At 74.0% G+C, this 6454-nt stretch carries 6 protein-coding genes; 3 read left to right on the top strand and 3 right to left on the bottom strand.

What is annotated here, in order from left to right; translation table 11 throughout:
• Window positions 1-1082: PP2C family protein-serine/threonine phosphatase (locus AB0J52_RS22350; protein WP_500183824.1), on the top strand; the 1082-nt coding region annotated here is incomplete at its 5' end.
• A 78-nt stretch (window positions 1083-1160) separates the two neighbouring features.
• Here AB0J52_RS22350 and proS read toward each other — a convergent pair.
• Complete coding sequence (gene proS / locus AB0J52_RS22345; RefSeq protein ID WP_500183822.1) at window positions 1161-2609, bottom strand: proline--tRNA ligase; 1449 nt, start codon at window positions 2607-2609, stop codon at window positions 1161-1163.
• A gap of 77 nt (window positions 2610-2686) precedes the next feature.
• On the opposite strand from proS, the gene AB0J52_RS22340 reads away from it, so the two are divergent.
• On the top strand, window positions 2687-4396 hold the full coding sequence (locus tag AB0J52_RS22340; protein WP_500183820.1) for a proline--tRNA ligase: 1710 nt from the start codon (window positions 2687-2689) through the stop codon (window positions 4394-4396).
• Window positions 4397-4455: 59 nt separating this feature from the next.
• Here the strand turns inward: AB0J52_RS22340 and AB0J52_RS22335 are convergent, their stop codons facing one another.
• Both AB0J52_RS22335 and AB0J52_RS22330 read right to left on the bottom strand, forming a co-directional pair.
• Window positions 4456-4710, bottom strand: a complete 255-nt coding sequence (locus AB0J52_RS22335) for a hypothetical protein (protein ID WP_500183818.1) — start codon at window positions 4708-4710, stop codon at window positions 4456-4458.
• A gap of 55 nt (window positions 4711-4765) precedes the next feature.
• Window positions 4766-5164, bottom strand: a complete 399-nt coding sequence (locus tag AB0J52_RS22330; RefSeq protein ID WP_500183816.1) for a hypothetical protein — start codon at window positions 5162-5164, stop codon at window positions 4766-4768.
• Window positions 5165-5273: 109 nt separating this feature from the next.
• Between AB0J52_RS22330 and AB0J52_RS22325 the strand changes: the two genes are divergently transcribed.
• Window positions 5274-6454, top strand: a 1181-nt coding sequence (locus AB0J52_RS22325) for an ATP-binding cassette domain-containing protein (RefSeq protein WP_500183814.1), incomplete at its 3' end; no start/stop codon positions are given.

The following is a 6454-nucleotide window of genomic DNA, read 5'->3' as shown; positions in this document are numbered from 1 at the left end:
TCGGGCCCGAGGACGAGTGGGCCGCGGAGGCGGCGCGCTGGCTCGCCACGGTGGAGCCGGCGCCGGGCACGCTGCCGTGGACGGTCTTCGAGACCGGCCACAGCGCCCTGCGGCCGCACGCCGAGGAACTGGACCTGCTGGGCGCCTGCCCGGACGCGCGTCCGGTGCTGAGCAGCATCGGCGCGACGTCGGTGCTGTGCGTCCCGGTCACCGACGGGGACCGCCCGATCGGCGTGATCACCCTGGCGAGCAGCGGCGAGCACGGCCCGTTCTCGCTGCTGGACCTGTCGGTCTGCCAGCGGATCGGCCGGTACCTGGGGATGGTCATCCGGGCCGCGCGGATGTACCGGCGGCGGGCCGAGGTCGCCGAGTCGCTGCAGGCGAGCCTGCTGCCGCGGCGGCTGCCGGAGATCGACGGCCTGGAGCTGGCCGCCCGGTACACCTCGGCGACGGACGGCACCGAGGTCGGCGGCGACTTCTACGACGCGTTCCCCGCCAAGGAGGGCTGGGGGCTCGTCCTCGGTGACGTGGTCGGCAAGGGCGAGGACGCCGCGACGGTCACCGCGATGGCCCGGCACGCGGTCCGGGTGGTGGCGCGGTGGAGGTCGCACCCGTCCGAGGTGCTGGCGACGGTCAACGAGACCCTGCTGACCGAGGACCGGTTCGTCACGGCCGTGTACGCCGGGATCGTCCGGCACGGCGAGGGCGTGCGGGTGACGCTGGGCACCGCCGGGCATCCGCCGGCCATCGTGGTCCGCGCGGACGGCGTGATCGTGACGGCGTCGCGGGGCGGGGTGCCGCTCGGGCTGTTCGAGGACTTCGAGTCCGGGACCGACACGCTGGACCTCGCCCCCGGCGACACGCTCGTCCTGCACTCGGACGGCGTGCTGGAGGCCTGCGACGTGGCGCGCCTGCGGTTCGGGCAGGCGCGGCTGCTGGAGGCGCTCGCCGCGCACGCCACCCGGCCGGTGGACGACATGCTGGGCGCGATCGAGCGGTCGCTGCTCGACTTCTGCGACAGCGACCTGCGGGACGACGTGTCCATGCTGGCGATGCGCGTCCTGCCGCCGTCCCTCAACTGACGCCGGAACGGCGCACGCGGAACGGAAACGGGCCGGGGCGATCTGGGATCGCCCCGGCCCGTCCGCGCCCGCCGGGGATCAGTAGGCGCGGCCGAAGATCACGCGCTTGCCGTACGCGGACGGCTGCCCGCACTTGACGCAGGCGCCGCTCTCCTCCGGGGCGTCCATCGGGATGACCCGGGGGGTCGCGGAGGTGTCGGCCTTGATCTCGTCCTCGCACTCGGTGCGGCCGCAGTGCAGCGCGCGGGCCCAGCCGCCGGCGACCTGGGCGGCGAACGCGTCCCAGGAGTCGACGGCCGCGGTGTGCTCCTCGCGGAACGCCTCGGCGCGGGCGAGCAGGAAGGACTGGAAGTCGGCGAGGATGCCGGGCAGCAGCTCGGGCACCTTCTCCAGCGGGATCTGCTCCTTGCCCTGGCCCTCCACGGTCGGCAGGCGGCGGGCGAGGGTGGCGACGCCGTTCTCGATGTCGCGCTTGCCGAGCTCGATGCGGACCGGGACGCCGCGCATCTCCCACTCGTTGAACTTGAAGCCGGGCGACAGCTGCGGGCGGTTGTCGTCCACGTGCACCCGGATGCCCATGGCCTTGATCGCGCCGGCCAGGCGGCGCGCCTCGGCGGCGGCCTCCTCGCCCTGCTCCTTGCGCCCGATCGGGACGATCACGACCTGGTAGGGCGCCAGCCGCGGCGGCAGCACCAGGCCCTTGTCGTCGCCGTGGGTCATGATCACGCCGCCGATCATGCGGGTGGACATGCCCCAGGACGTGGTGTGCGCCAGGGCGAGGTTCCTGTCCTCGTCCTGGTACTGGATCTCGAACGCCTTGGCGAAGTTGGTGCCGAGGTAGTGCGAGGTGCCGGCCTGCAGGGCGCGGCCGTCCCGCATCATGCCCTCGATCGTGTACGTCCGGACGGCCCCGGCGAACCGCTCGCCGGGGGTCTTCTCCCCCGGGACGACGGGCATCGCGGCGAGCTCGCGGGCGACCGCGGCGTAGGCGTCCAGGGCCCACATGGTCTCGCGCATCGCGTCGGCCTCGTCGATGTGCGCGGTGTGCCCCTCCTGCCAGAGGAACTCGGTGGTGCGCAGGAACATCCGGGGGCGCATCTCCCAGCGGACGACGTTCGCCCACTGGTTGAGCAGCAGCGGAAGATCACGGTGCGAGTCGATCCACTTGGCCATGTACTCGCCGATGACCGTCTCGGAGGTGGGCCGCACGACCAGCGGCTCCTCCAGCTGCTTGCCGCCGGCGATGGTGACGACGGCCAGCTCCGGCGAGAAGCCCTCGACGTGCTCGGCCTCGCGCTTGAGGTAGGACTCCGGGATGAACATCGGGAAGCACGCGTTGTCGTGCCCGGCGTCCTTGATCCGGCGGTCCAGGTCGGCCTGGAGCAGCTCCCACACCCGGTAGCCGTACGGTCGGATGACCATCGTGCCGCGCACCGGGCCGCGGTCCACGAGCTGGGCGCGGACGACCAGCTCGTTGTACCAGGCGGAGAAATCCTCGCTCTGCGGTGTCACACCTTCTCGACTCACGCCCCCAAGGGTACTGACGCGCGCCACCGTCCAATAACGCGATGCCGGCGGCGCGTCCACACCGTTATCGTCGCCGCATGCGCTGGTCACAGTTGTTCGTCCCGACCCTGCGGCAGGATCCGGCGGACGCGGACGCGCCGAGCCACCGGCTGCTGCTGCGCGCGGGGTACGTCCGGCGGCTGCACGCGGGGCACTACTCGCTGCTGCCGCTGGCGGTGCGGGTCCGGGCGAGGATCGTCCAGGTCGTCCGGGAGGAGATGGAGCGGATCGGGGCGCAGGAGATGCTGCTGCCCGCGCTGCAGCCGGCCGATCCGTGGCGGCGGTCCGGGCGCTGGGACCTGGTCGGCCCGGAGCTGTTCCGGCTCACCGACCGGCGCGGCGGCGAGCTGGCCCTCGGCCTGACGCACGAGGAGATCTTCACGACGCTGGGCCTGGAGCTGACGTCCTACCGGCAGCTTCCGCAGCAGTGGTACCAGTTCCAGACGAAGTTCCGGGACGAGCCCCGGCCGCGCGGCGGGCTCCTGCGGGTGCGCGAGTTCACGATGAAGGACGCCTACTCCTTCGACGCCGACCAGGCCGGCCTGGACGCGTCGTTCGCGGCGTACAAGGCCGCCTACCTGCGGATCTTCGAGCGGCTCGGCATCCCGGCGATCCCCGTCGATGCGTCCAACGGGACCATGGGCGGCACGGACTCGACCGAGTTCGCCTGCCCGTGCGAGGCGGGCGAGGACACCGTGGTGCGGTGCCCGTCCTGCGGCTACGCGGCCAACGTCGAGACGGCGACGTCCCGGCTCGCCCCGGTCTCGGGGGACGCGTCGTCCGGCGGCGCGGACGCTCCCGAGGCGTTCGACACGCCCGGGGTGCGGACGATCGAGGATCTCGCCGCCGGGTTCGGCGTGCCCGCCGACCGGCAGATCAAGACGCTGGTCCACCTGGTGGACGGCCGGATCACGCTGGTCCTGCTGCGCGGCGACCACGCGCTGAACGAGCAGAAGCTCGCGGACGCGACGGGCGCGGCCGAGCTGCGGCCCGCCGAGCCCGAGGAGATCCGGGAGGCGCTGGGCGCGCTGCCCGGCAGCCTCGGCGCGGTCGGCGTGACCGGCCTGCCGGTCCTGGCGGACGAGGCGCTGCGCGGCCGCCGGGACATGGTCACCGGGGCGAACCGGGACGGCGTCCACCTGCGCGGCGTGGACGTGGCGCGCGACATCCCGTCCCCGACCTGGGCGGATCTGCGCGAGGTGACGGCGGGCGAGCCGTGCCCGTCCTGCGGGACGGCCCTGGAGGTGTTCGCGGCGCTGGAGGTCGGCCACATCTTCAAGCTGGGCGACCGCTACACCCGCGCGCTGGACCTGACCGTCCTCGCGGCGGACGGCGGCCGTCTCCACCCGCTGATGGGCTCGTACGGCATCGGGATCGAGCGCGCGATGGCCGCGATCGTGGAGACCCACCACGACGACCGCGGGATCGTGTGGCCGGAGGCGGTCGCCCCCTTCGCGGTCGCGGTCGTCCCGGCCCAGACCGACGACCCGGAGGTCGCCGGGACGGCCGAGCGGATCTACACCGGGCTGCGGGCGGCGGGCGTCGACGCCGTGCTCGACGACCGTCCGGAGCGGGCGGGGGTGAAGTTCCGCGACATCGAGCTGACCGGCATCCCGCACCGGGTCACGGTCGGGCGGCGGGGGCTCGCGGCGGGCGTGGTGGAGCACACCGTCCGGGCCACCGGCGAGACCGCCGAGCTCCCGGTGGCCGAGGCCGTCGCCCGCCTGACGTCCGCGCTGACCGCCTGACGTCCGCGCTCACCGGCGCCCCCGTCCCGCCGGGCTCCGGCGGGACGGGGGCGCGGGGGTCACGGCTGCGCCGTCGCCTCCCCCACCCCGCCTGGGAACGCCTTGGCGGCGGCTCCGCAGGTGGGGCATCCGGGGTCGATCCACGGCGGCAGGCTCGGCAGGCCGTCGTAGTACCAGGCGGTGTGCGCGCCGCTCTGCCGCGCCTCGAAGACCTGCTCCCAGGTCCAGACGCAGCGCGGGCAGTGGAAGCGCCATCTCTCGTTGCTTGTGGGACCGTTCTCGACGCCCATGGCGTCCTCCGCATCGTCCTGCACGTGTTCGGGCGTGTGGGCGGACGGCCCGGCAGGTGCCGGGGCCGCCGCGGGACGCTCACGTGCGGAAGACGCTCAGGGTGACGAGGAGGCCGGTGCCGGGGGCGCGGCCGTCGTGGCCGGCCGCCGGAACAGGGGTGGCCGCGCGCGGGACGGCGACCGGGCGCGCGGCGGCCGGGACGCGTTCGCGGGCGGGCGTGCGCAGCAGGCGGACGCCGCTCGGGCGGCCGGGTTCGGCGCTGGTGGGGCGGACGGCCGACGGGTCGCTGTGCCCGGCGAGGCCGTCGTCCTCGTCGCCGCAGCCGGGCGAGGCGGTCTCGACGCTCACCGGCGCCGCCGGCACGACGGCCGAGGCGATCTCCGCGGGGCCGGTCAGCGCGGTGGCCAGCGCGAGAAGGACGAGCAGCACCCGGGCCGACGGCCGGGCGGATACCTCCTTGAACCGGGCTGCTCGCACAGAACGAACCATACATCACTCTCTGTGACTGTACTAGCGCGATGAGTGAACAACACTGTGCCGAAAAGGAGTTGACCGGGGACGGCCCGAGTTCGGAGGATCCTGGCCCATGGGACACGTCGAGGTCGGACACCTGAGTCACACGCTGCCGGACGGGCGGGTCCTGCTGGAGGACGTGTCGTTCCGGGTCGGGGACGGGGTGACCGCGGCGCTGGTCGGCCCGAACGGCGCCGGGAAGACGACGCTGCTGCGCACCATCGCCGGGGACCTGGTCCCGCAGGAGGGGTCGGTCGCGCACAGCGGCGGGCTCGGGGTGATGCGGCAGTTCGTCGGGAACGTCCGGGACGGGTCGTCCGTGCAGGACCTGCTGCTGACCACCGCGACGCGCCGGCTGCGGGACGCGGCGGCGGCGCTGGAGGCGGCCGAGCTCGCGATGATCGAGAAGGACGGCGAGCGGACGCAGATGCGGTACGCCGAGGCGCTCGCCGGCTGGGGCGACGCGGGCGGCTACGAGGCCGAGGTGCTCTGGGACGCCTGCACCGTCGCCGCGCTCGGCGTACCGTTCGACCGCTGCCGCTACCGGGACGTGACGACGCTGTCGGGCGGGGAGCAGAAGCGGCTCGTCCTGGAGGCGCTGCTGCGCGGCCCGGACGAGGTGCTGCTGCTGGACGAGCCGGACAACTACCTCGACGTGCCCGGCAAGCGCTGGCTGGAGGAGCGGCTGCGCGAGACGTCCAAGACGGTGCTGCTGGTGTCGCACGACCGGGAGCTGCTCGACCGGGCGGCCGACCGGATCGTGACCGTGGAGGCCGGGACGGTCTGGATCCACGGCGGCCGGTTCGCCACCTATGCCGCCGCGCGCCGGGACCGCAACGACCGGCTGGAGGAGCTGCGCCGCCGCTGGGACGAGGAGCACGCCAAGCTGAAGCAGCTCGTCCAGATGATGAAGAACAAGGCGACCTACAACGACTCCATGGCGTCCCGGTACCAGGCGGCGCAGACGCGGCTGCGCAGGTTCGAGGAGGCGGGGCCGCCGGAGGTCCCGCCGCGCGACCAGAGCCTGAAGATGCGGCTGCGCGGCGGGCGCACCGGGAAACGGGCCGTGGTCTGCGAGGATCTGGAGCTGACCGGCCTGATGCGGCCGTTCGACGCCGAGTTCTGGTACGGCGAGCGGGTCGCGGTGCTCGGCTCGAACGGGTCGGGCAAGTCGCACTTCCTGCGGCTGCTCGCGCATGTCGCCGAGGACCTGCCGCGCGGCGCGACGCCCGTCGAGCCGGTGGCGCACACCGG

The organism is Spirillospora sp. NPDC049652 (assembly GCF_040675125.1).
Classification (GTDB): Bacteria; Actinomycetota; Actinomycetes; order Streptosporangiales; family Streptosporangiaceae; genus Spirillospora.
Note: the sequence above shows the minus strand (reverse complement) of the source record. Positions and strands in the feature narration are given on the sequence as shown.